This is a genomic window from Ruegeria sp. BHSC223 (assembly GCF_059613025.1).
Window position 1 is genome coordinate 700,789 of the sequence record NZ_JBXWRR010000002.1, and the last position, 23,348, is coordinate 724,136.

Annotated in this window: 23 protein-coding genes and 2 pseudogenes; 14 read left to right on the forward strand and 11 right to left on the reverse strand. The window is 61.6% G+C overall.

Features of this window, described 5'->3' with window-relative positions:
* The first annotated feature begins 7 nt into the window (after positions 1-7).
* The 4 genes from flgG to AC2FNY_RS07535 are packed head-to-tail and all read left to right on the forward strand — an operon-like array spanning position 8 to position 2,491.
* Positions 8-793 (forward strand): flagellar basal-body rod protein FlgG, encoded by a 786-nt coding sequence (flgG, locus tag AC2FNY_RS07520; protein ID WP_496802087.1) that lies wholly within the window; start codon positions 8-10, stop codon positions 791-793.
* Positions 793-1,209 (forward strand): flagellar basal body P-ring formation chaperone FlgA, encoded by a 417-nt coding sequence (gene flgA, locus AC2FNY_RS07525; protein WP_496802088.1) that lies wholly within the window; start codon positions 793-795, stop codon positions 1,207-1,209. The genes flgG and flgA overlap by 1 nt, the downstream gene beginning before the upstream one ends.
* Positions 1,206-1,946 (forward strand): flagellar basal body L-ring protein FlgH, encoded by a 741-nt coding sequence (flgH, locus tag AC2FNY_RS07530; RefSeq protein WP_234165305.1) that lies wholly within the window; start codon positions 1,206-1,208, stop codon positions 1,944-1,946. The genes flgA and flgH overlap by 4 nt, the downstream gene beginning before the upstream one ends.
* Before the next feature lie 8 nt (positions 1,947-1,954).
* The gene (locus AC2FNY_RS07535) at positions 1,955-2,491 is read left to right on the forward strand and encodes a flagellar basal body-associated protein FliL (protein WP_496802089.1); all 537 of its coding nucleotides are present in this window, start codon (positions 1,955-1,957) and stop codon (positions 2,489-2,491) included.
* Positions 2,492-2,583: 92 nt separating this feature from the next.
* On the opposite strand, the gene AC2FNY_RS07540 is transcribed toward AC2FNY_RS07535, so the two are convergent.
* From AC2FNY_RS07540 to AC2FNY_RS07565, 6 genes are all read right to left on the reverse strand, one after another.
* Positions 2,584-2,997, reverse strand: coding sequence for a hypothetical protein (locus AC2FNY_RS07540; RefSeq protein ID WP_496802090.1), 414 nt, complete (start codon positions 2,995-2,997; stop codon positions 2,584-2,586).
* A complete protein-coding gene (gene flhB / locus AC2FNY_RS07545) occupies positions 2,991-4,079 on the reverse strand; it encodes a flagellar type III secretion system protein FlhB (protein ID WP_496802091.1) in 1,089 nt (362 codons plus the stop codon). Before flhB ends, AC2FNY_RS07540 begins: the two co-directional genes overlap by 7 nt.
* Entirely contained in the window at positions 4,076-4,849 is a 774-nt protein-coding gene (locus AC2FNY_RS07550) for a flagellar biosynthetic protein FliR (protein WP_496802092.1), read from the reverse strand. The genes flhB and AC2FNY_RS07550 overlap by 4 nt, the downstream gene beginning before the upstream one ends.
* Positions 4,846-6,873, reverse strand: a complete 2,028-nt coding sequence (gene flhA / locus AC2FNY_RS07555) for a flagellar biosynthesis protein FlhA (protein WP_235790002.1) — start codon at positions 6,871-6,873, stop codon at positions 4,846-4,848. The genes AC2FNY_RS07550 and flhA overlap by 4 nt, the downstream gene beginning before the upstream one ends.
* Positions 6,874-6,942: 69 nt before the next feature.
* Entirely contained in the window at positions 6,943-7,641 is a 699-nt protein-coding gene (locus AC2FNY_RS07560; RefSeq protein WP_496802093.1) for a lytic transglycosylase domain-containing protein, read from the reverse strand.
* A 52-nt stretch (positions 7,642-7,693) separates the two neighbouring features.
* Entirely contained in the window at positions 7,694-8,332 is a 639-nt protein-coding gene (locus AC2FNY_RS07565; protein WP_234139999.1) for a TetR/AcrR family transcriptional regulator, read from the reverse strand.
* A 106-nt stretch (positions 8,333-8,438) separates the two neighbouring features.
* Here AC2FNY_RS07565 and AC2FNY_RS07570 point away from each other — a divergent pair, with 106 nt between their 5' ends.
* The 4 genes from AC2FNY_RS07570 to AC2FNY_RS07585 are packed head-to-tail and all read left to right on the forward strand — an operon-like array spanning position 8,439 to position 14,771.
* The gene (locus AC2FNY_RS07570) at positions 8,439-10,007 is read left to right on the forward strand and encodes a trimethylamine methyltransferase family protein (protein ID WP_496802094.1); all 1,569 of its coding nucleotides are present in this window, start codon (positions 8,439-8,441) and stop codon (positions 10,005-10,007) included.
* 9 nt (positions 10,008-10,016) lie between these two features.
* Positions 10,017-12,062: an NADH:flavin oxidoreductase gene (locus tag AC2FNY_RS07575; RefSeq protein ID WP_234165291.1), complete on the forward strand. Its 2,046-nt coding sequence runs from the start codon at positions 10,017-10,019 to the stop codon at positions 12,060-12,062.
* A gap of 1 nt (position 12,063) precedes the next feature.
* Entirely contained in the window at positions 12,064-12,795 is a 732-nt protein-coding gene (locus AC2FNY_RS07580; RefSeq protein WP_496802095.1) for an NAD(P)-binding domain-containing protein, read from the forward strand.
* Positions 12,792-14,771, forward strand: coding sequence for an oxidoreductase (locus AC2FNY_RS07585; RefSeq protein ID WP_496802096.1), 1,980 nt, complete (start codon positions 12,792-12,794; stop codon positions 14,769-14,771). Before AC2FNY_RS07580 ends, AC2FNY_RS07585 begins: the two co-directional genes overlap by 4 nt.
* On the opposite strand, the gene AC2FNY_RS07590 is transcribed toward AC2FNY_RS07585, so the two are convergent.
* Both AC2FNY_RS07590 and AC2FNY_RS07595 read right to left on the reverse strand, forming a co-directional pair.
* The gene (locus AC2FNY_RS07590) at positions 14,768-17,206 is read right to left on the reverse strand and encodes a PAS domain-containing hybrid sensor histidine kinase/response regulator (protein ID WP_234167718.1); all 2,439 of its coding nucleotides are present in this window, start codon (positions 17,204-17,206) and stop codon (positions 14,768-14,770) included. The two genes, AC2FNY_RS07585 and AC2FNY_RS07590, sit on opposite strands and share 4 nt — an antisense overlap.
* A gap of 88 nt (positions 17,207-17,294) precedes the next feature.
* Positions 17,295-17,777 carry a molybdopterin-dependent oxidoreductase gene (locus AC2FNY_RS07595; RefSeq protein ID WP_234165285.1) on the reverse strand — a complete coding sequence of 161 codons (483 nt, stop codon included), beginning with the start codon at positions 17,775-17,777 and terminating at the stop codon, positions 17,295-17,297.
* Positions 17,778-18,110: 333 nt separating this feature from the next.
* On the opposite strand from AC2FNY_RS07595, the gene AC2FNY_RS07600 reads away from it, so the two are divergent.
* Positions 18,111-18,725, forward strand: coding sequence for a response regulator transcription factor (locus tag AC2FNY_RS07600; RefSeq protein ID WP_234140005.1), 615 nt, complete (start codon positions 18,111-18,113; stop codon positions 18,723-18,725).
* Positions 18,726-18,740: 15 nt separating this feature from the next.
* Here the strand turns inward: AC2FNY_RS07600 and lptF are convergent, their stop codons facing one another.
* Both lptF and AC2FNY_RS07610 read right to left on the reverse strand, forming a co-directional pair.
* Positions 18,741-19,868: an LPS export ABC transporter permease LptF gene (lptF, locus tag AC2FNY_RS07605; protein ID WP_234140006.1), complete on the reverse strand. Its 1,128-nt coding sequence runs from the start codon at positions 19,866-19,868 to the stop codon at positions 18,741-18,743.
* 94 nt (positions 19,869-19,962) lie between these two features.
* Positions 19,963-20,199, reverse strand: coding sequence for a LysR substrate-binding domain-containing protein (locus AC2FNY_RS07610; RefSeq protein ID WP_234140007.1), 237 nt, complete (start codon positions 20,197-20,199; stop codon positions 19,963-19,965).
* 39 nt (positions 20,200-20,238) lie between these two features.
* Between AC2FNY_RS07610 and AC2FNY_RS07615 the strand changes: the two are divergent.
* Positions 20,239-20,463, forward strand: a pseudogene (locus AC2FNY_RS07615) (transposase); the annotation flags it as partial.
* Positions 20,451-20,731, forward strand: a pseudogene (locus tag AC2FNY_RS07620) (phage terminase large subunit family protein); the annotation flags it as partial. The pseudogenes AC2FNY_RS07615 and AC2FNY_RS07620, both read left to right, overlap by 13 nt.
* An 84-nt stretch (positions 20,732-20,815) precedes the next feature.
* On the opposite strand, the gene AC2FNY_RS07625 reads toward AC2FNY_RS07620, so the two are convergent.
* Complete coding sequence (locus AC2FNY_RS07625) at positions 20,816-21,118, reverse strand: SH3 domain-containing protein (protein WP_234167717.1); 303 nt, start codon at positions 21,116-21,118, stop codon at positions 20,816-20,818.
* Between the two features lie 255 nt (positions 21,119-21,373).
* Between AC2FNY_RS07625 and AC2FNY_RS07630 the strand changes: the two genes are divergently transcribed.
* The 3 genes from AC2FNY_RS07630 (at position 21,374) to AC2FNY_RS07640 (ending at position 23,208) form a co-directional block, all read left to right on the forward strand.
* A complete protein-coding gene (locus AC2FNY_RS07630; protein ID WP_496802097.1) occupies positions 21,374-22,312 on the forward strand; it encodes a 3'-5' exonuclease family protein in 939 nt (312 codons plus the stop codon).
* 194 nt (positions 22,313-22,506) lie between these two features.
* The gene (locus AC2FNY_RS07635; protein WP_496802098.1) at positions 22,507-22,887 is read left to right on the forward strand and encodes a hypothetical protein; all 381 of its coding nucleotides are present in this window, start codon (positions 22,507-22,509) and stop codon (positions 22,885-22,887) included.
* A gap of 39 nt (positions 22,888-22,926) precedes the next feature.
* On the forward strand, positions 22,927-23,208 hold the full coding sequence (locus tag AC2FNY_RS07640; protein WP_234165279.1) for a helix-turn-helix domain-containing protein: 282 nt from the start codon (positions 22,927-22,929) through the stop codon (positions 23,206-23,208).
* Positions 23,209-23,348: the final 140 nt, after the last annotated feature.

The following is a 23,348-nucleotide window of genomic DNA, read 5'->3' on the forward strand; positions in this document are numbered from 1 at the left end:
CCCAAGAATGCGCGCCCTGAAAATAGCCGCCACCGGCATGTCCGCCCAGCAGATGCGGGTCGAGACGATCTCGAACAACCTCGCCAACATGAACACCACCGGCTACAACGCCCGCCGCGCCGAGTTTGCCGACCTGCATTACCAGCAGATCGCGCGTGCCGGAACGGTGAACGCCGCCGACGGAACCGTATTGCCGACCGGCGTGCAGCTTGGCCTGGGGGTCCGCCCGGCGGCAGTGACGGTTCATCTGGAACAGGGTGCGCTGTCGGCCACCGGCAACGATCTGGACCTGGCCATCGAGGGGCGCGGCTATTTCGAGGTGACGCTGCCCTCGGGCCAATCGGCCTATACCCGTGACGGGTCGTTGAAACGCTCGGCCGAGGGGCTGGTCGTCACCTCGGACGGGCTGTCGGTGGCCCCCGAAATCACCATTCCCAGCGATGCCCGGTCGCTCTCGGTCAACGCATCGGGCGAGGTGTATGCCTATTTCGACGATGCAGCCGAGGGCCAGTTGCTGGGCCAGATCACGCTGGCCGGTTTCACCAACGCCAAGGGGCTGGAGGCGATCGGCAGCAACCTGTTCAAGGAGACCGAGGCCTCGGGCTCTCCGATCACCGGCAACCCGGGCGAGGACGGGCTGGGCACCCTGCGCCAGGGATATCTGGAGGACAGTTCGGTCGACGCGGTGCGCGAGGTGACCGAGCTGATCGAGGCCCAGCGCGGATATGAGATGAACGCCAAGGTCATCTCGGCGGTGGACCAGATGATGAGCGCCACCACGCAGGTACGCTGATGCGGTATCTTGGCCCGATCCTTGCCCTTGTCCTGGCGCAGACGGCAGCAGCCGAGGTGCTGGTGCCCACCCGCACCATCCGCGCCAAGGAGATCATCGGCGCCGAGGATCTGATGCTGAAATCCGCCGAGGTCCCGGGCAGCTATACCGACCCCGCCGAGGTGGTCGGGCAAGAGGCGCGCGTCGCGCTCTATCCCGGGCGGCCGATCCGGTACGACGATGTCGGCCCTCCCGCCATCGTCGACCGCAATGATCTGGTGACGCTCTTTTTCGACAATGGCCCGCTGGTCATCACCACCGAAGGCCGCGCGCTGGGCCGCGGTGCGGCGGGCGATGTCATCCGGGTGATGAACCTGACGTCCCGCACCACCGTTTCCGGCCAGATTCGGCCCAATGGCTCCATCGAGGTAAAATGATGCAGAAATGTCCTTCCCCCAAAACCCTGATTGCCGCGCTGGTGGTGCTGTCGGCCTGTGGCCGCGCCGACCATCTGGGCAAGGCGCCCAGCTTTACCCCGAACACCGAGTCGCCCGAGCACGTGGCCATGCTCTGGCCCGGCCTGCCGCTGCACACACAGCCGCAACGCTCGGTCGATCGCGCGTCGCTGTGGAGCGGCGGCCAGAACTCGCTGCTGGGCGATCAGCGGGCGATGAAGAAGGGTGACATTCTGACCGTGGTCATCGAAATCGACGAAAAGGCCGAGATCTCGAACGACACCAACCGGTCGCGTTCGGGTTCGGAAAGCCTGGGCGTGCCGCATCTTCTGGGCCTGCCGCAGCGGATCGACGAGAAACTCCCCGAAGGCGCGTCGATGAGCAACGCGGTCGCGGTGGATTCCACCAGCGCCTCGGGCGGCAAGGGATCGGTGAAGCGCAAGGAAAAGCTGACCCTGCGGGTGGCCGCAACCGTGGTCGACGTGCTGCCCAACGGCGTCCTGTCGATCACCGGTTCGCAGGAGCTGCGGGTGAATTTCGAACTGCGCGAGCTGCTGGTCTCGGGCTATGTGCGACCCGAGGATATCTCGCGCCAGAACGAGATCACCTATGACAAGATCGCCTCGGCGCGGGTGTCTTATGGCGGCCGCGGCCAGATCACCGATGTGCAGCAACCGCGCTATGGCCAGCAGGTGCTGGACATGGTCCTGCCGTTCTGAGGTCGGCCATGTTGGGAAAACTGCTTCCGGTCCTTTTCCTTGTTGTGGGCCTTGGCGCCGGGGTGGGCGCCGGGGTGTTCCTTGGCCCCAAACCGTCGCAGGACGCCGCGCAGGCAAGCGATCAGGCCAGTGACCATGGCGAAGAGAAACCGTCCAAGGCCAAACCTGCCGATTCCGCCAAATCGAAACCGTCCGAGGATCACGGCGCCGAGGATTTAGGCAACGAATACGTCAAGATGAACAAACCCTTTGTGGTGCCGCTGGTGCACAAGGACCAGATCAGCGGCCTGGCCACGGTGTCGCTCAGCCTCGAGGTCCAGCCGGGTTTCAGCGAGAATTTCTACGCCAAGGAACCCAAGCTGCGCGACGGCTTCCTTCAGGTCCTGTTCGACCATGCCAATATCGGCGGTTTCGACGGTGCCTTCACCCGCCCCGGCAATCTCGACCCGCTGCGCGTCGCCTTGCTTGAATCGGCGCAAAAGGCCTTTGGCGACAACATCGTCAGCGTGCTGATCGTCGATATCGCCCGTCAGGATTCGTATTGAGCGGTGCCCAAACCGCCAACCTTTTCCCCGACCGGAAGCCAAAGCCCCGCCGACTGGCGGGGCATTTCTGCGTCTGTACCGGTTAAACGGGCCTAACGCAGCGTGGCGTCACGGGTGAGCGCATCAAGCTGCGCCTTGCGACGGGCCTTTGCCCGGGCCGTTTTGTCGTCCTGCGCGATCTGCGCGATGGCCTGCTTGCGGCCAAAGGCGCGTTTCAGATCATCCATCATCGACAACCGTTTCGCGCGCGCGCGCGCCAGATCGGAGTTCAGCTGGCGGCGAGTCCGGCTCTCCCAGCTTTGCCACAGGATGTCGGCGCCGACCGAGCGATAGCCATGATCTCCCGATCCTTCGGCACGGGTGCGGACGACCTGGTCATCAAGCCGGGCGATCTGCGCGGCGATGCGCGCCTCTTCCTCCAGAACGGCTCGAATCCGCTCGTATTCGCGCAGATAGAGCGCCTCTCCCACGCGTGTCATCTGGTTCAGCACCGACCGTTTCACCATGCCCTCCCCTTGGCCCGTTTGCGCATCGCCTCGGCAAAGCGGATCGCGGCTGCGACCGGGCGATAATGCTCTTCTGAAATCTCCTGCCCGATCTCGACACCGGCATGCAGCGCCCGCGCGGTGGGCGGATCGGAGTGGATCGGCACCCCGGCCTCGGCCGCGCTGCGGCGGATCGCGGCAGCCACCTCGTCGACTCCCTTGGCCACGCAGATCGGCGCCGCGCCTGGCAGACGCGACCATTTCAGCGCAACCGCGTAATGGGTCGGGTTCACGATCACCACATCGGCCCCCGGCACATCGGCCAACATCTGGTTCATCGCGATTTCCTGCCCCTTCTGGCGCCGCTTCTGCTTCATATGCGGATCGCCCTCGGCATCCTTGGTCTCGTCCATCAGCTCCTTGCGAGACATCATGTTCTTGCGGATATGCTCGGCATGCTGCCACAGATAGTCGATGGCCCCGATCACCAGCGCCACCGTCGCCACCAGAAACATGAACCGCATCAACAGCCGCGCCATCAGCAGCACCGACTGGCGCGCCTCCATCCCTGCGGACGAGACGATGTCGGACAGGTTCAGCTTGATGAAGAAGCCCAGGCAGACCGAATAGAGCAGCAATTTGACAAAGCTCTTGGCAAACTCGAACAGGCCGCCGCGCCCGAACTTGTTCTTGGCGTTCTGCAGGATCGAAATGCGCGAGATCTTGGGCACCAGCTTGCTGGGCGCCATGACAAAGGCGCGCTGAGCCACCACCGACAGGATCACCGCCGCCGCCGGGACCAGGAACCAGGGCAGGATCGCGGCCCCCACCGTTCCGATCAGCCCGCCGACCGGCCCACCAGCACGCCCCTCGAAGACAAGGCGCGACAGGCCATCCGCCTGGCCGATCAACACCGTCAGCGCGGTGCCCAGCTTGGTCACGCTCGCCGCGCCCAGCGCTGACAGTGCCAGCAACAAACCGGCATAGGCCGCCACCACCGACAGGTCGGCGGATTTGGCAACCTCTCCCTTTTCCCGCGCTTTCTGGAGCTTTTGCGGGGTCGGATCGAATGACTTGTCGCTGTCGTCGTCCTGTCCGCTCATGGGCGTGCCCCAACCGGATCCTGAAAGAAGCTCCACAGCGCATCGAGCCAGACCGACAGCAAAAGCGGTGTGCCGACAAGAAGCAGCGCCATACCACCAAGTGTGATCACGGGCGCCCCGACAAAGGCGACCATAAGCTGTGGCATCGCCCGGTTGATCGCCCCAAGGGTCAGGTTATAGATCAGCGAGGCGATCACAAACGGCGCCGCCAGCCCGAAGGCCAGCGCGAACATGCGTCCGACCTGGGCGACACCCCATTGGCTCAGATCGCCGGGATGGGGCAGTTCGCCGATCGGAAAGATCGAGTAGGAGTGGATCAGGAATTCGGCCACCCGTACATGCAGGCCCGACATCACCGCCAGCGCCAGCCCGCCCATCATCAGCAGATGGCCCATGGCGGGCGTCGGCTCGGCCACTGCATTGCCCAGCAGCTGCGACAGCGATGTGGCCTGCGCCGCGATCATGCCCGCCACCTGAAGTGCAATTGCAAACAGGCGGATGCCCAGCCCCATGACCAGCCCAGCCAATATCTCGGTTCCGGTAAGTGCGGTGAATTGCGGGACATTTGTGACCTCGGGGGCAGCCGGCGCAGCTGGGGCCACGATCATGGCAAAGGCGGTGGCGACCCCAAGGCGGACCCGCATCGGAATCGACTGCTCGCCAAAGGCGGGCAGAACCGAAACCAGGGCCGAGACCCGCAGGAACACGGCAAAAAGCTGCCACAGCTCGCCCGAGATCAGCGCCAGCAACTCGGGCGGCAGCGCGATCATGCGGGCACCTGTCCCACCAGCGCCGGGCGCGCTTCCATCCCGATTTCCTCGAAGGAGAGGACCGGGTTCGAAATGCCGCGCGCCCGCAGGATGGTGCGCAGGAAACGGCGGCGGCGGGTCGAAGTCACCAGCGCCGCGAATATCCCCTGCCCCGCCGTCTGCGACAGGCGTTTGGCAACGCCATCGGCCAGCTTGTTGAAAAGGTCGGGCGGAAGCGCGATATCGAGGCCACCGCCGGCACCATCGACCTGATAGGTGGCAAAGGCATCCTCCCATTCCGGCGCCAGCTGAACCAGCGGGATCGACCCGTCGGCGCGTTTCATCTCGGCCACCAGTTGAAAGCCCAGCCGCTGGCGGACATGTTCACAGATCGCCTCGGGCTGGGTGGTGGCCAGTCGCGCCTCGGCCACCGCTTCGAGGATCAGGGGCATGTTTCGGATCGACACGCGTTCCTCGAGCAGCAGGCGCAGAACGGCGTGCAACGTGTCGATCGGCACCTTTTCGGGGATCAGTTCGTCCAAGAGTTTCTGATTGGCCTCGGACCGGACCGGATCGGACAGTCGGGTCATCTCGGACAACAGGCGGCGCAGCGATTTCAGTGACAGCAGGCGAGCAAAGTTCTGTTTGATCACTTCCAGCAGATGGGTGGCCAATATCTCGGGCGGGCTGACAATGGTCGCGCCGGACAGCGCCGCCGCCTCCTGGTCCTTGGGCAGGATCCAGCGGGCGGGGGCGCCATAGACCGGCTCGGTCACGTCCTCGCCCGCGGGCAGCGCATCGGGATGGTCGGTCATCAACGCCAGCACCAGATCGGGATGCAGCACGCCGCGCACCTGCTCGACCCCCTGCACCTTGATCACATAGGTGCCTTGGGGCAGTTCGGCCTGATCGGTGAGGCGGATATCTGGCAGGATCAGCCCATAGATCGAAGCCACGTGAGTTCGCATATTGGCGATGCGCGCGTCCAGCCCGGTGCCCGGATCCAGCGCCATTCCCACCAGATCGGGGGCGAATTCCAGGTGCACATCGTCAAGATCGAGGATATCGCCGATCCCCTGACGCGCCACCGGGGTCTGTTCCTCGCTGATCCGGGCGGCGCTGTCAGCCTCTTGTTTCTGTTTCAGGCGCATCCGCCAGGCAGCATATCCCAGAACCGCCCCGCCCGAGATGAAGGGCAGGAACGGCAGGCCGGGCACCAGCGCGAACAGAACCATCAACAGCGCCACCGTGGCCAGTGCCGCCGGGTGCTTGCCCAGTTGCGCGAACAGCGCATTGTCGGTGGCGCCCTGGGTACCGCCGCGCGCCAGCAGCAGCGCCGAGGCGATCGAAATGATCACGGCCGGGATCTGCGATACCAGACCGTCGCCCACGGTGAGGATGGCATAGGTCTCGAACGCGGCGCTCATCGGCATGCCATGTACGATGACGCCCATGATCAGGCCCATGATCAGGTTCAGCAGGGTGATCAGCAGCCCGGCGATGGCATCGCCCTTGACGAATTTCGACGCACCGTCGAGCGAGCCGAAGAAGGTGGTTTCCTGCTGCTCCAACTCGCGTCTCGCCTTCGCCTCCTGATGGTCGATAGCGCCTGCCGACATGTCGCTGTCGATGGCCAGTTGCTTGCCCGGCATGCCATCGAGTGCAAAGCGTGCGCCAACTTCGGCCATGCGGGCGGCGCCCTTGGTGATCACCATGAAGTTGACGATCAGGAGAACGCCAAAGACCACCAAGCCCAGAAACACGCTGCCGCCCATCACGAACTGGGCAAACCCCTCGATCACGTCTCCGGCGGCGTTCGGGCCGGTATGACCCTGACCGATGATCAGCTTGGTCGAGGACACGTTCAGCGACAGCCGCAGCATCAGCGAGGCGAGCAGGATGGTCGGAAAGGCCGAGAAATCGAGCGGCCGCTCGATAAACAGGGTCAGCGTAAAGATCAGGATCGCCAGCGCAAACGAGGCAGCGAGGCCGATATCCAGAACCCAGGCCGGCATCGGCAGAATCATCATCACGATGATCGCCATCAGGGCAAGCGCCAGCAGAACCGTGGGGCTGAACAGCGTTTCGGTGGAAAGCTTGGGCACGGCGCGATCCTAGTTGAACGAAATGAAGGGGCGGGCGCCCGATCCGGTTGCAAACAGCGATCCCAGCCGAGCCGGGCCAGATGACGCATCCTGCCGGGCGAGCAAGGGTTGAGGCCCGCGAGAGTCAGACCCTTGCCTTGGTCCAGGCAGCGGCCCCTCACCCAGCGCCGCGCGTGTCCGGTCGAACCGCGAGGCATAGGCATCGGCCAGGGATTGCGTGCGCGAGTGATAAGCCCCCGCCGCCGCCGACCAGGACCCCAGTTCGCCGAACAGGTCGTTCAGGAACCGGGCAGCATAATCGGCGTTCCGCTCGGGGTCGAACATCTCCTCGATCGAAGAGAACCCCTGGCTGTGCCAGCGGTAATTGATCTGGAAACACCCCACGTCAAAGCTGCGGGCGCCGGATTTGAACCGCTCGAACACGAATTTGCGGGCGGCATATTCGGTTGGAAACCAATGCCCCGCCCCCTCCATATTGACTGTCCAGGGCCAGGGCGCCAACTGGCCGTCACTGCGGCGACCGGTCTCGACCCGCGTGATCGCACGCAGAACGTCGAGCGGGACTCCGTGGCGGCTGGCCGCACGGCGCGCGGCCTGGTCACAAAGGGACGACACACCGGGATCGAGCTTTGCCTGTGCCGGTGCTGGCGCAAGCAGTGCGGTGAGCCACACCACCGCGGCCAAGCGGTAAATCAGTTTCAAGGGCATTCTGCCTGTCCGGGGATTCTTCCAGTTCCCCAGAGGCTATCGCCCGCCAAGTTTACATCTGGTTAGCAGCAGCCCGCCATTTGGCCGCGTGCCGCGACAGGAACCGGTCCACATCCGCCTGATCCGGAGTGACGCCGGTAAACACTTCGACATAATCGGGCATGTTGGCGATGCGGATATCGGGATGTTCCTCGATCTGCATCGAGATATAGCCGACCTGCGTATACATCACGGTCAGCGACCGTACCCGGGCCTGATTCTCGGGATAGCCAAAGCGCTGGAACATACCCGCCACCGCGTCCTGGCGGGCCTGATCGGCCCGGTCCAGTCGCAGTTGCAACGCGGGATCGTTGCGCGCCCAGTTGCGAATCGCCAGATCCAGACGCGCATCGAACAGCCCGTCATCCAGCCAGCAGTCGAACAGGTTGAACATCGCCTCGACAATGCTTTCGGCAAATGCGTTCACGCGGGCCACCAGATTACCGGTGTTCTTCTCTTCCCAGCGCTGGATCATCGCCTCCAGAAGGGCCTCGCGATCCTTGAAATACCAATAGAAGCCGGTGCGTGACACACCCAGCTTTTGCGCCAACGGCATGATCTTGACCGCCTCGACGCCGTTTTCGGTCAACAATTCATAGGCCGCGTCCAACCAGGCGCTTTCGGATCCGGTGTGTTTGGGTGCCAGTGACATGACCGATGAGGTAGCAGGATTGACACCTATGCACAAGTATCTTGACACATGTGTCGAGTCTCGGCCAAGAATATCCATCCAACCCGATTTCGGCAGGTAGTTTCACATGAGCGAACAGACATCCCTTCGGCCCCGCCGGTCCCGCCGCGCCTCTGGCAAGGCAGGCCGCTCCGCCGAGCCCGGCCAGAACCTCCATCTGCGCGTGCCCTACATCACCCGCAAGATCCCGACCTACGATCTGCTGGGCGAGGAGTCGCTGGCCAAGATCGAGGCAACCGCCGACCGTATCCTGGCCGAGATCGGGATCGAACTGCGCGATGATGCCGAGGCGATGCGGCTCTACAAACAGGCCGGGGCCCAGGTCACCGAGCTGCGGGCCGATGCCTGGAATGTCAGGTTCGAGCCGGGGATGCTGCGCGAGATCCTGAAAACCGCGCCTGCACGCTTCACCCAGCATGCACGCAACCCGGCCAACACGGTCGAAATCGGCGGCGACGCGATGGTGTTCGCACCTGCCTATGGCTCGCCCTTCGTTATGGATATGGACAATGGCCGCCGCTACGGCACCATCCAGGATTTCCAGAACCTGATCAAGTTGGGCCAGTCCTCGCCCTGGCTGCACCATTCCGGCGGCACCATCTGCGAGCCCACGGACATCGCCGTGAACAAACGGCACCTCGACATGGTCTATTCGCACATGCGCTATTCCGATCGCGCCTTCCTGGGCTCGATCACCGCACCGGAACGGGCCGCCGACAGTATCGAGATGTGCCGCATTCTGTTCGGCGCGGAGTTTGTCGACCAGAACTGCGTGATCATGGGCAACTTCAACACCACTTCGCCACTGGTGCTGGACGGTGTCACCACCGGAGGTATCCGCACCTATGCCGAGGCCGGGCAGGGGTCGATCCACCTGCCGTTCCTGCTGGGGGGTGCGGTGTCGCCGCTGACCATGGCCGGAGCCGTCGCGCAATGCCTCGCCGAATCGATGGCATCCAGCGCGCTCACACAGCTGGTGCGCCCCGGTGCACCCGCGATCCTGGCGGGCTTCCTGTCGTCGATGAGCCTGCGCTCGGGCAGCCCAACCTTTGGCACGCCCGAACCGGCGCTGGGCTCGCTGGTAATGGGACAGCTGGCACGCCGCCTGAACATGCCGCTGCGCTGCGCCGGCAACTTCTCGACCTCCAAGGCGCCCGACGGGCAGGCCATGCAACAGGCGATGATGTCGATGATGTCGGCGGTTCAGGGCGGCGCCAACTACATCCTGCATTCCGCGGGATTCGTCGATGGTCTGCTCAGCATGTCCTATGAGAAATTCGTGATGGACACCGACATGTGCGGCGCGCTGCATTCCTACCTTGCCGGAATCGAGGTTAACGAGGATACGCTGGGCTTTGAGGCACTGGCGCAGAACGGGCCGGGCGAACACCTGTTCGGCACCGACCACACCCTGCGCCACTATGAAACCGCCTATTGGGACAGCGGCCTGAACGACGACCAGACCCACGAAACTTGGTCGGAACAGGGCAGCGCCGACTATGCCCAGCGCGCCAATCAGCGGTGGAAGGATATCCTGAACACCTACGAGGCGCCGCCGATGGACGACGCCACCGACGAGGCGCTGCGCGATTTCATTGACCGCAAGAAAGCATCCATGCCCGACGCCTGGTATTGAGGACATATCATGAGCCGTGATCCGCTGCTGCAACCCTTTCAGCTGAAACACCTGACCCTGAAGAACCGGATCATGACCACCGCGCATGAACCGGCCTATCCCGAAGACGGCATGCCGAAACAGCGCTATGCGGCCTACCACGCCGAACGCGCGCGCGCGGGCGTGGCGCTGGCGATGACCGCCGGATCAGCGGCGGTATCGCGCGACAGCCCGCCGGTCTTCAACAACATCCTGGCCTACAAGGACGAGGTGGTGCCGTGGATCCGGCAACTGACCGATGCCTGCCACAACCATGGCTGCGCGGTGATGATCCAGCTGACCCATCTGGGCCGCCGCACCGGCTGGAACAAGGGCGAGTGGTTGCCCTCGGTCAGCTCGTCCCGGCACCGGGAACCGGCGCACCGCGCCTTTCCGAAACTGGCCGAGGACTGGGATATCGCCCGCATCATCTCGGATTTCGCCGACGCCGCCGAACGGATGAAAGAGGGTGGCATGGACGGGATCGAGTTGCAGGTTTATGGCCACCTGCTGGATCAGTTCTGGTCGCCGCTGACCAACGATCTGGACGGGCCTTATGGCGGGCAATCCCTTGAGAGCCGGATGAAGATGCCGCTGGACGTGCTGCGCGCCGTGCGGGCGCGGGTCGGCGATGATTTCATAGTCGGCCTGCGCTATACCGCCGACGAGGCGGCAGAGGGCGGCATCGGCCCCGAAGAGGGGATCGAAATCTCGAAACGGCTGGCAGATACGGGCATGGTCGATTTCCTGAACGTGATCCGGGGCCGCATCCACACCGATCCGGCGATGACCGACGTGATCCCGGTGCAGGGCATGAAAAGCGCCCCGCATCTGGATTTCGCGGGCGAGGTGAAGAAGGCGACAGGCATGCCGACCTTCCATGCCGCGCGTATCCCCGATGTGGCGACCGCGCGCCACGCGGTCGCCTCGGGGCTGCTGGACATGGTGGGCATGACCCGTGCGCATATGGCCGACCCCCATATCGTGCAGAAGATCGTCGAGGGGCGCGAGGACGACATTCGCCCCTGTGTCGGGGCCACCTATTGCCTCGACCGTATCTATCAGGCGGGCGAGGCGCTGTGCATCCACAACCCGGCCACCGGTCGCGAATTGACCATGCCGCACACGATTGCCCGCGCCGAAACGCCCAAACGCGTGGTTGTCGTTGGCGCCGGTCCAGCAGGGCTCGAGGCCGCCCGTGTCGCCGCCGAACGTGGCCACCATGTCACCGTGTTCGAGGCCCAGCCCGATCCCGGCGGCCAGGTCCGCCTGACCGCGCAGAACCCGCGCCGGCGCGAGATGATCGGGATCATCGACTGGCGCATGGCCCAATGCGCCGCCCGCGATGTCGAGTTCCGCTTCAACACCTGGGCCGAGGCGGCGGATGTAACCGCGCTGAACCCCAATGTGGTGATCATCGCCACCGGCGGTCTGCCCAATACCGAACTGTTTGAGACCGGACGCGAGAATAATCTGGTTGTCAGTGCCTGGGACCTGATCTCGGGCGATGTGAAACCGGCGCAGAATGTTCTGATCTATGACGAGAGCGGTGACCACCCGGCGCTGATGGCGGCCGAGGTCGCTGCCAATGCCGGTGCAAAGGTCGAGGTGATGACCCCAGACCGCATGTTCGCGCCCGACATCATGGGCATGAACCTGGTGCCGTATATGCGTGCACTTCAGGATAAGGACACCACCTTTACGGTGACCCGCCGCCTGTTGGACGTAACCCGTGACGGCAACCAGCTGCGCGCCAGGATCGGCACCGATTACAGCAGCTTCACCAGCGACAAGACCTATGATCAGGTGGTCGTCAACTATGGCACCATGCCGAATGCCGATCTCTATTTCGATCTCAAGCCTCTGTCCCGCAACGGGGGCGAGATCGATTATGACGCGCTGATCGCAGGCACCCCGCAGAGGGTCGAAACCAACCACGACGGCGCATTCCAGCTGTTCCGCATCGGCGACGCGGTCAGCGCCCGCAACACTCATGCGGCAATCTATGATGCGCTGAGGTTGGTGAAGGATATCTGACATGCGGATCGGGGTGCTCGGAACCGGAACCATCGCAACCGCCGTCGTGCACGGCCTCGCAGGCGACGGACATGCGATCACCGTGTCGGAACGCAACGCGGCCAATGCTCAGGCACTGGCCGCTGCCTATCCTGATGTCTCGGTCGCAGCCAATCAGGAAGTCGTGAACCAGAACGATATCATCATCCTGGGTCTGATGGCCGAACAGGCGGTCGAGATCCTCGGCGCGCTCACTTTCCGTGACGGACAACAAGTTATCACACTGATGGCCGGCGCCACGCTGGAGGAGGTGGACAGCATGGTCGCCCCCGCCCGCGCGGTGGCGATCATGATGCCCTTTCCGAGTATCGCACAGGGTGGTTCGGCTATCATGATGCAGGGTGACACCGATCTGATCACTGCGCTCTTTGGTGCCCGTAACCGGATCTTCGCAGTCAGGGATGCCGCCGAAATGTCGGCCTATCTCTGCGCCCAGGCGGTGCTGTCACCGGTGACCCGGATGGTGCATGACGCGGCGGGCTGGCTGGGCGAACGCGTTTCGGACCCTGAACAGGGCGAGGCATTTCTGCGCGCGCTGGTTTCCTCGAGTCTGGCCGATACAGATTGCGCCAGCCTGATCGCCGCACTGAACACGCCGGGCGGCTATAACCAGCGGCTACGGCTGCATATGGAGGATACCGGCATGGGCGAAAGCCTGCGCACGGGCCTCGACCACCTGGAGACCGGTGCATGAATTTCAAACATGTCTTTACCCCGGTTCAGCTGCGCCACAAACAGCTGAAGAACCGGATCGTGTTCGGTGCTCATACCACCAACATGGCGCGTGACGGTCTGCCGGGTGACCAGCACCTGGCCTATTACGAGGAACGCGCCATGGGCGGCGCCGCGATGATCGTGGTCGAGCCGATGCCGGTCCATGCCGCCGCCGTGCTGACGCGCGGCAATTTCCGCCACTCCAGCGATGACGTGATTCCGCATTTCGCCCGCATCACCCAGGCCTGCAAGGCATATGGCACGGTGATGATCCAGCAACTCTATCATGTCGGCGCGCATGGCGACTGGGACAATTCCTGGCACGCCAACTGGTCGCCCTCGGGCGGGCCCAGCTATCACGACAACGATGGCAGCCATGCGATGACCGAAGACGAGATCGAGGAAACCATTCAGGGTTTTGTCGATGCCGCGATCAGGTGCCAGAAAGCGGGTTTCGACGGGGTCGAGGTCTGGGCCGCCTATCACTGCCTGCTTGACCAGTTCTGGACCCCGTTTTCCAACCAGCGCAGCGACCAATGGGGCGGCTCTCTTGAAAACCGCACCCGGCTTTCGCGCGAAATCATGGCGCGCATCCGCGCCGCCTGCGGCCCTGATTTCATCATCGGCCTGTCGGTGAACGACGATTCCGACAAGCCCGTGTGCCTCAGCCATGATGAGATGGTCGAGATCGTGGCGCTGCATGACGCGCAAGGGCTGATGGACTATGTCACCGTCGGCGCGGGCAGCTATTTCGACTTCTACAAGCTTCTGCCCAGCTTCCAGTATGCCGAGAACCTCGGCGCCGATCTGGCCGAACGGCTGAAAAAGGCGAACCTGACCGCGCTGGTCACGGCCGAGGCGAATATCCGCACTCCCGACAACGCCAATACGGTGCTGGGAGCAGGGCGGGCCGATCTGGTGTCGATCGTGCGCGGCCAGATCGCTGACCCGCATCTGGTGGCCAAGGCCGAACGCGGCGCACCCGAAGACATCCGTGGATGCCTCTCGTGCAACCAGCAATGCTGGGGCCGGCGCGGGCGCGATTACTATATCTCCTGCCTGGTGAACCCCTCGGCCGGGCATGAATACCTCTGGGGCGGCGACCGGTTCACACCTGCGCAGGCTCCTAAGACCGTGCTGGTGGTAGGCGGCGGCCCTGCCGGGCTAGAATGCGCCCGGGTGGCCGCCGAGCGCGGCCACCGGGTGATCCTGGCCGAAGCGGGGCCGGAACTGGGTGGCCAGTTCAGGCTTGCCGGGCTGCAACCGCGCCGGGCCCAGATCACCGACCTGATCGGCTGGTACGAACGGCAGCTTCGCCAGCTTCAGGTCGAGATCCGCTATAACACCTATCTGGATGCCGAAGAGGTCGCCGCCATCGGTGCCGAACACGTGATACTGGCCACCGGCTCCGCCCCGCCGGAAACGGGGTTCCAAAAGGCGCTGCCGCATGTGGCCCGCTTGCCGGGGATCGAACGAGGGCAGGTCTGGTCCATCCAAGACGTGATGACCCGCGCCGCCCGGCTGGGGGATCATGTCGTTCTGCTGGACGAGGCAGGCAACTGGCGCGGTATCGGCACCGCCTGGCACCTGGCAGAAAAGGGGCACAAGGTCACCATCGTCACCCCAGACGCCATGGTCGGGCGCGAACTGGTGCGGTCCGCCACCGATTTCCCTGCCCGCGCCGCGCTGGCAGGTCTGGGCGTGCGCTTCGTCACCGAAAGCGCCCTGACGGAGTGGAGCGGCGCGGGCGCCGAAGTCCGATCGCTGCTGACCGGAGAGGCGGAGGTGATCGCCGCCGACAGCCTCGTTCTGGCCACCGCCAACACCCCAGAAATCAGCTTGTCGCAAGATTTGCAGACCATGCGGATCGAAGCCACCAGCATTGGCGACGCCGCGGCCCCCCGGCTTGCCGCCGCCGCGATCCACGAAGGCCGCAAGACCGGTCTGGGGCTCTAACCGCCCGAGGCGACGACCCTGATAGCTGCCAGTTCGCTCTTGAGCCGACCCAGAACACCATCCATGCACGCGGCCCAGTCGCCCGGGCTTGCCGCTTCGATTTCTTGCAGAACTGCGTGCAGATCGATCTGGCCCAGAATCGCCGCTGATCCGGCCTGTTTATGAACATGCGCCTTGAGCGCATCTGTCAGATCACCACGGGCGAGATCATTGGAAATGGCGCTTAGTTCGTCGACCATCTCGACCAGATAGCGGCGATACTCTGCATCTCCGAACCGTTGGATGAAATCCTGAGCAATCGACGGTTCTGCAGCCGCTGCCTCCTCTGGCAACAAAAGCAGTGCGCTCATTTCTTTTTGCAACTGAGCCATCGAAATCGGCTTGGCCAGAAACCCGTCGAAACCGGCGTCAACGAATCTTTTCTTGTCCTGCTCTCGTACATGGGCCGTTATCGCGATGGCAGGTACATGTGTTGCCGGGTCCTCTTGCGCGCGGATCTCTCGCAAAGTCGCCAGCCCGTCCTTGCCCGGCATGCTGATATCGACCAGCAACAGATCGTAGTGAGTGCTTGTGGCAGCGGCGACACCGTCGAACCCGTCGCGCTCCAGCTTGACCTGACAACCGAACTCTTCCAGCATATCCAAAAGCAGCATCCCGTTGATGTCGTTATCCTCGACAACAAGCACCCGCTTTCCCGAAAGCGATCCAGTTTCCTCCTTCTCGTTCTCGCTTGCGTTTTCGACCGGTTCACCCGGCTCCAACGGGAGGCGGATAAGGAACAGGCTCCCCTCATGCTCTATACTCTCGACCTCAATCTCGCCCCCCAAGGCCCAGACTAGCCGCCGGGTGATGCTAAGTCCCAGTCCGGTGCCCGGGTTCTCTCGAGCGTACGCAGCGTCGATAGTAACGAATTCGTCGAAGATCCGATCTATATCCTCGGCGGGAATGCCCAGACCAGTGTCCGAGATGCGGAACTCGACCATGCGACCGTCGGCCAACCTTTCAACCTCAACCGAAATCTCGCCGTTTCGGGTAAACTTGATCGCGTTGCCCAGCAGGTTGACCAGCGCCTGCTGAAGCGCGAAGCGATTGCCCAAGACGATACCTGGGTCGTCGCCGATCACGTTCAAACGGAGCCGGTTGCCATGCTCCTCCGCTGCGGCATTCAAGCTCTCGGTCAGGCGCTGGACCATGGTCACAAGTGCAAACGGCTCTTTGGGGAACTCGATCATTCCCGACTCTAGCCGAGACAGTTCCAGCACGCGGTTGACCTGGCTCAGCAACAACTCCGCCGAGACCCGGATCGCGCGCAGCAGGCGCAGCTGCTTGGGCGACAGCTGGTCACGTTCCATCAGCTCCAAGGAACCGAGAACCCCGTTTAGTGGGGTTCGCATCTCGTGGCTCATCACCGTCAGAAGTTCTGCCTTGGCCTGAGCGCCCGCTTGCGCGATATCGCGGGCCTCGCGCAGCTCGTGCTCGGTCCTGAGCCGGGTTGTGATATCACGCAGGAACGAGACAAAAACGAGTTGGTCGCTGGTTTCGGCCAGCGAAATCGACAGCTCGACCGGAAAGACCTCCCCCGATTTCCGCATGCCCTCCAGGCGCAAATGTCCCCTGCCGACCACACGGCTGGTGCCATATTTGCGAAACCTCTGCATGCCTTCTTCATGCTGCGCGCGATAGTGGGGGGGGATGATAAGATCGGCCATCGGTTGACCCAGCGCCTCGCTACGGGAATAGCCAAACATGGCTTCGGCGCCACCGTTGAACTCGACAATAAGGCCGTCGGTATCCACCACCAAAACGGCATCCAGCGCTGATCTAACAGCGGCCTCGAAACGCGATTTGACCGCTTCCTTCTCCGCTGAGACAAGCTGGCCGCTGCGATAGAGACGCAGCAGGAGCAGCGCGAAAATCGAAAGTGCGACCAGCAATCCCAACACCGCCAGCGCCAAACGCCTGAGTGTCTCGGAAACTTTGACACGCTGGATATCTGCAGCACGGGCAGATGTGTTGACGATGGTCAGCGCCATGTCGCGCACCTCAGGAGACAACAGCTCCACCTTCGTCGCGAACTCTGGCAGACGAGTGACTAGCACGGGATCGGTCGCATCGACGATCTCCAGGCTGTCAGTCAAGAAATCCGCCAGCGTAGTCAGCTTGCTCCGCACCTGAGGAACCGCGCGTGCCGAACCGTACAATGCGCCGTGCAGCACGATCTGGCTGCGGCTGTAGAAGATATCGAACCTGGTTCGAAGCGCCGCCAGATCTGCCGGTTCCCCGCTCTGCGCCTTGAATGATGCACTTTGAAGACGCAACAACTCCACTTCGAGCTGAGACATGTTCCAACGGATGTCATCAGAGGCGGCGGTTGAAAGGCTGTCGAGGCGCACCATCGCTTCGCGCCCGAGCATCGCGGAATACGCAATCAGCATCAGCACGAGGGTAAGCCAGAAACCGGTTCTTAGCCGGCTATTTAACGATCTCATCAAACCTATCGCGATCTCGTCACCCCAGCGTCAGCTACCTTGGCACCTCCAGCCGGATCAGCTGCCAGATGCTTCGGGCATAGTATTCTTCGGTGTTATAGACAGGATTGTCATCATAGGGATACACGACCCACAAGGGGCCCTTTTCACGCACCGACATTTGTTTGCCATTATGCAGATAGGCCACTATTGGGCCAGGTATCGTAGCATCCGAGGTTGGGATTTGGATCAAGTAATCGTTGAGCGCGACAGCGGTGATCATACCGCTGGCAGCGCCCACATGATCGAGCAGGTCGCGCAGGGCCACACCGCGAAACTCCTGTACTCCTGTGGTCCAGATCGTTCTTGTACGTATTTCGCTGACAGGGAGCGCCTTCAGGTCACCAAGATCGAGACGCGTGACCGAACCATCGGAAGCGCTGATGACAAGCAACTCTTCACCTGCGTTGGCCACATGTCCGACGGGCGCAAGAAGCGTTCCAACCAACAACGACAGTGCAATTGCAAGTCTCCTCATCTCCGCCTCCAAAAAACCAATACCATTCGTCAATTTATGTCAGTCCCAGAACAAGAGGGCACAACACTTTGGGTTATCGAAATAGCCTTTAGTATAAGTCCGGAACACAATTGCGTTAGAAGTCATGGCTGGCGCATTAACGTAGGGTCGTTAGCATTCTTACAGACAGCAAAACGGTTGAGCGCGACCTTTAGGTCCCTACCGGTCTTAGATCGGGAATCACGTTTATCGCCCGCCCATCTGATGCGACATTTTCCAGCGCTCCACTCTGGCAGCGGCGCCAACCCGAGGCTAGAGTAGCGTCAATTCTAGTCCTTTGTATTTGGGAAACGCATGCGCATTCTTCTGGCCGACGATCATGCACTGGTTCGGGATACAATCTCGGCCTATCTCAAGTCAGAGGGTCAGGCCGAAGTTGTTACGGCACATGACTTCACCTCAGCAATGCAGTTACTCAGGGATGGCAAGCCATTCGACCTTGTTCTGCTCGATTTCAACATGCCTGGAATGAATGGCCTGGATGGGCTGCGCCAAACGGTCCGCCAGGCGCCCGAAACACCGGTTGCGCTGCTCAGTGGAACCGCGCCCAATCGGATCGCCCAAGATGCGGTCAACGCCGGGGCAGCGGGCTTCATTCCCAAGTCAATGGCAGCCAAGAGCCTGTTGAATGCCGTTCGTTTCATGGTAGCGGGCGAGGTATTTGTACCCAGCACCGTGTTGCAAGCACCTGAAGAATCCATGGGCGACAATATGACCGCCGCGCTAAGCCGGCGGGAGAAACAGGTTCTTAGCGGGCTGTGCCGCGGTATGCCCAACAAGGAGATCGCCCGCGAAATGAACTTGCAGGAGGTAACGATCAAGCTGCATGTCCGTACTTTGTGCAAGAAACTGAATGCCAAGAACCGGACACACGCCGCAATGATCGCCCGGGATGCGGGGTTCGAATAGGCCCGTAAACTTGATCTATGCGAGGTCTGCGGAGGGTCGCTGCCGCAATCGCAGCGGACGTCCGGCGATCATCAGAAACATGATCGACAAGCAAATGCCACCCAGGGCGGGCGCGTGCTGAACCCACCACAGGCCGGGGTGGGTCGCAACAAATGCGGTCGCGGTGCTCCGCATTCCCTCGAGCGCGATGAGGCCGGCAAAGGCTGCAATGAGCTGTGGCCAGAGGCCAAATCGGGAAAACGTGCCCAACATCAACGTAGAAAAGCCGATCAGGGTGACAGCGACACTGACTCCGATCCAGGACAGGCGTTCTTGCAACTCTTCGGCTATCTCGCCTTGGGAATAAGTCTCACTCAATTCGCCGCCACTTAGCGCAGCGGCCAGCGCCAAAGTTGGCATGCCGCGAATGCCCTGCCGCCGTTCGATGTCCCGCTTGGCCAGCGCCGAAATGTCATAGGAGAAATCGCGGAACACAGTGGTCGAAAGGGTCTTGCGCCCGGTCTCCATCTGCAGGGCGGTGCCCTCGACCATCACCAGCGCGATCTGTTCGCCGCTACGGGCCAGATACGCCTTGGAGCTGGTATAAGTCACCACGCGCTCGGGCGCGCGCCGGTCCGACAGATAGACATCGTTCAGCGTGCCGTCGCGGTCAATCTTGCCGATGTAGACGGTCACACCCTTGACCGGGTGCATGAACTGCCCGTCATTGAGAAGTTGAGCGGTCATATCGCCGGCCACCTCGGCCTGACGCGCCTCGAGCCGCAACATGGCGGCGGGACGCAGATAAAGCGTGATCGTTGCCAGCATCGCCGCGCAGATCAGGCCGAACAGGATGACGGGACGGGCCAGCCGGAACGGGCTGCTGCCGGTTGCCAGCATAACGGTCATCTCGCTTTCGCGGTTCAGGCGGTTGGTGACATAGACCGTTGCGCAGAATGCCGCCATCGGCATCACGGTGCGCACCAGCGTCGGCAGGGTCAGCGCCGTGAACTCCAGCGCCACCATCGCCGTCTGCCCACTGCTGATCAGCCGGTCGAACAGGCTGACCGCCTTGCTGATCCAGAACACGCCGACCAGAACAAAGGCGAAGAAGCCGCACAGAACCAGAAGTTGGCGCAGGAAATATCCATCGAACTTTGACATGCAGGCTTTCGCGGGTTGGCCGGGCGTTCGTGGCACAATAAGCCAAGGCTGCGGGATACGGAACCGTCGTTTTGTCAGCGTTCGCTGGTGGCGCCTAACCCGCTGACAGATCCCGCCACAAGCGGTTCAGTGTCGATTTTTCATTGTCGGTCTCTCGATAGAGCCACACCGATAATTGGGTCTGAAAGGCGCTGCCGCTGGCCAAGGCCAGGCGCCCATCGGCCAACTCCTGGGCGCAGAGATGACGGGGCAGCCATCCCAAGCCGAACCCGTCGAGGATCATCGCCTTGACCGAATGGGCCAGTGGAGTATCCCCCTGAAAGTGGTCCACCAACTGGGATGGATTGTCCCTTAAACTGGAGGATCAGCGGTGGCTGGGAAACGAGAGAAGCCCGAAGATATTGTAGCGAAGCTTCGGCAAGTTGAAGTTCTGCAAGGCCAAGGCGCAACGGTGGGCGAGGCTGTCCGCCAGATCGGCATAACGCAGCAAACGTTATATCGATGGCGCAAGCTCTATGGCGGGATGGGCAGATCGCAGCTTGCCCGACTGAAGGAGCTTGAGAAGGAGAACCAGCGGCTTCGGCGCGCTATGTCTTCCTCGATGAGGTTAATGCCTATCCCGCCTCATCGAGGAAGGGGATCCGGTCAACCTGACCGAAGCCCGTGCCACGACATTTGAGTACCGGCGCAAGGTGTTGATGGTCTCGACGCCCACGATCCGGAGGGTTTCCTGCATTGAGCGGGAGTTCGAGGCTTCCGACCAGCAGCGCCACTTTGTGCCCTGCCCGCATTGTGGGGCGATGCAGTGGCTGCAACTCGAGCGGTTGCGCTGGGCGAAGGGACGAGCGGTGGCGTGCGCCTATCAGCGCTACCCGCAGGTGACCACGGCCAAGGCTACCCAATGCGTGCCGGCTGACGTCCTGCCAGTCTTCCCCGAAGGCTTGCGGTCACAGTTTCCGAAGATACGCCCAGGATACATACCCCTTGAGCCCTCGTGCTTGTTCCAGCGATACGTTGCACCAGCGCGTGCCTCCGGTTTGCTCACATGTGTGAACGCGCAGCACGGTGCCGTTTGGCAGGCCGAGGATCACGCGGTACCCTGTTCCAGGGCCTGCGCGCATCTTGAGCATGTCATCCCCCTCGACACCAGAAACCTCGAACAGTCCGAGCGACGCAGCCGTTGCAGGGTTGGAACTCAGGAGAGTTCCGATAGAAACCGCCGCAAGTGCGACGAAAATGGCTTTGCGCATCGTCTTCTCCTGTAATCTGCCTAAATGAGGATCGTAGTTCGTCGGCCCGATGAAAGAAACACCGACAAAACGGCAGGGTTCGACTTCCAACAAGAAGCTGGGTGCCAAACCCCCTGAATTTCTTACGCCACCTCGAGCGGGGGCTCGATAGCATGCCGGGTTTGATTGTGGCGAACTGGGCGTAGAGCAAAATCCGGTGATGTCGGCTGTCCGCAGCGCCGTACGCCGCCTCCACCGTTAAAAATGGGTCAGACCATGAAAGCGACTCTCTCTGCTTCCGAGATACTGGACATTCTGCTCACAATGCCGACTCGTCCGACCAGTGAAACACCGCAAGACTGTCGCGGCATCTATGGGCTTGTCGATCACCACGGGGCCTTGCGTTACATCGGTGCGACAAAATCCGAAGGTGAGAGCCTCAACAAGCGCATCCACCACCGCCACCGAACCGGATCGGAAGACCACAGCCACTATTTTTCTCGAATGTACAACACTGGTCGGATGTTCCGATTGCGCAACGACGAAACGACGGCGGCAGATGGAAGGATCGCCAAGGTGCTGCGCAATGCCTTCATTGCGGAATATTGCGGCGCTGTTTGGGTGTCGTTGCCAGATATGGTCGATATCGCTGAACTGGAGGCGCAGGTGATTGCCTTGGCGCAGCCTGAAGTTGTCGCCTGGAACCGCAAAGGCATGGGAATCTACTCAGAACCGGTTGCATTGGTTGATAAAGTCATTGAGCGACTCAAACTCGGCCCTTTGGAGATTTCAGCGCTAGAACGCCAGAAAGAACGTTTTGATAGAAGTATGGCTGCAGCCCTTGGAAAATCTGAAACCATTCCGCCTTTGCCATCCGGGTCATTCCAGTTCTTTGCATTGGATGTGGAGACCGCGCACCACGATCGCGGCAGCATCTGCCAGATCGGTGTTGCCTGCGTGCGGTATGACAATAGTATCGAAACCTGGAAAACACTGGTCAATCCGAGGACACGCCATTGGGTATTCTCTGGGCTACACGGTATTGATGCCAAAATGGTGCAGGGCGCACCTACAATCGACACAGTTCTGAAGGTACTAGACCCCTTCTTGATGGGGCGTACCGTTTACCAGCACAGTGGTTTCGATCGCAGCGCGATCCGCGCCAGCCTGTCTTGCGCTCGGCCGCGACGAGCCGGCTTGGTACTGGCAGAATAGTGTCAGTATTGCTCGTCACGCTTGGCCTGAACTGAAGGAAAACGGAGGCTTCGGGCTTGCTTCTTTGAAAAAACATCTTGGATTGAGTTTCGAGCATCACGATGCCGGCGAGGATGCGCGCGCAGCTGCACAGGTAGTGCTCATGGCAAAACGAAATCACGTAACCGAAGGAGGAAGAAATTTGTCAGAAAAAAATGGAAGCTCCGGTTCACCCTGACCCGACGAATATTTTGCCCTGCGGTGTGGTTCCGGAGGTTGGCACAGTGATTGGGCGCAGCACGCTTACAAAGGCTAACCTCAAATACCACCACTTCTACCTTCGCGAGTTTCTGGCAAAGTTTCCCGAATCTGCGATCGGCGCCAGCAAGAGGGTCGATGGCCGTTCGCAGATGGTGACTGTCGAGTGGGGGCCGGGCGTTTCCAGCAAAACCGACATCTGCGAACGCCACAAGTTTTTCCGTGACCGCTCCAATACCCGAGCGTTCTTCGAGCGTACTGGCGCGCGTGTTGGTGACACCGTGGAAATAATCCGCGTCTCACCCGCAAATTACCGCGTTGGACTGCTTCGCGGCTGATCAACCATTCATTCGACAGACAGTACAAAAGGAGTTCACATGACTTCAAAGACGGACGTCGCCAGCCATCTTGAGATGGCAATCAAGCTTTCCGGAAAGACACAGCGCGAAATCGCAAACGAGGCGGGGTACAGTAATTCGAACATCATCTCGATGATGAAAAATGGAATTACAAAGATACCTGTCGAAAAGATCCCCGCACTTGCCGCGGCCACCGGTGTCGAGCCCGCGCCTTTCATCCGCCTGGCCCTGCAAGAGTATATGCCAGAAACTTGGAAGGTTATTCACGCCAATCTCGAAGCCCTCAAGGAAGATATCTGAAACAAGAGCTTCGGCACAACCAAAGGACCTGTCTGACGTCAGCACCTACCGGACAGATTTAGGGGTTTGAGCGACGGAGGATTTCTGGTTCATCAAAACCATTATGGAGCGAAGATGGACAAGAAATCCGGAACATCGAA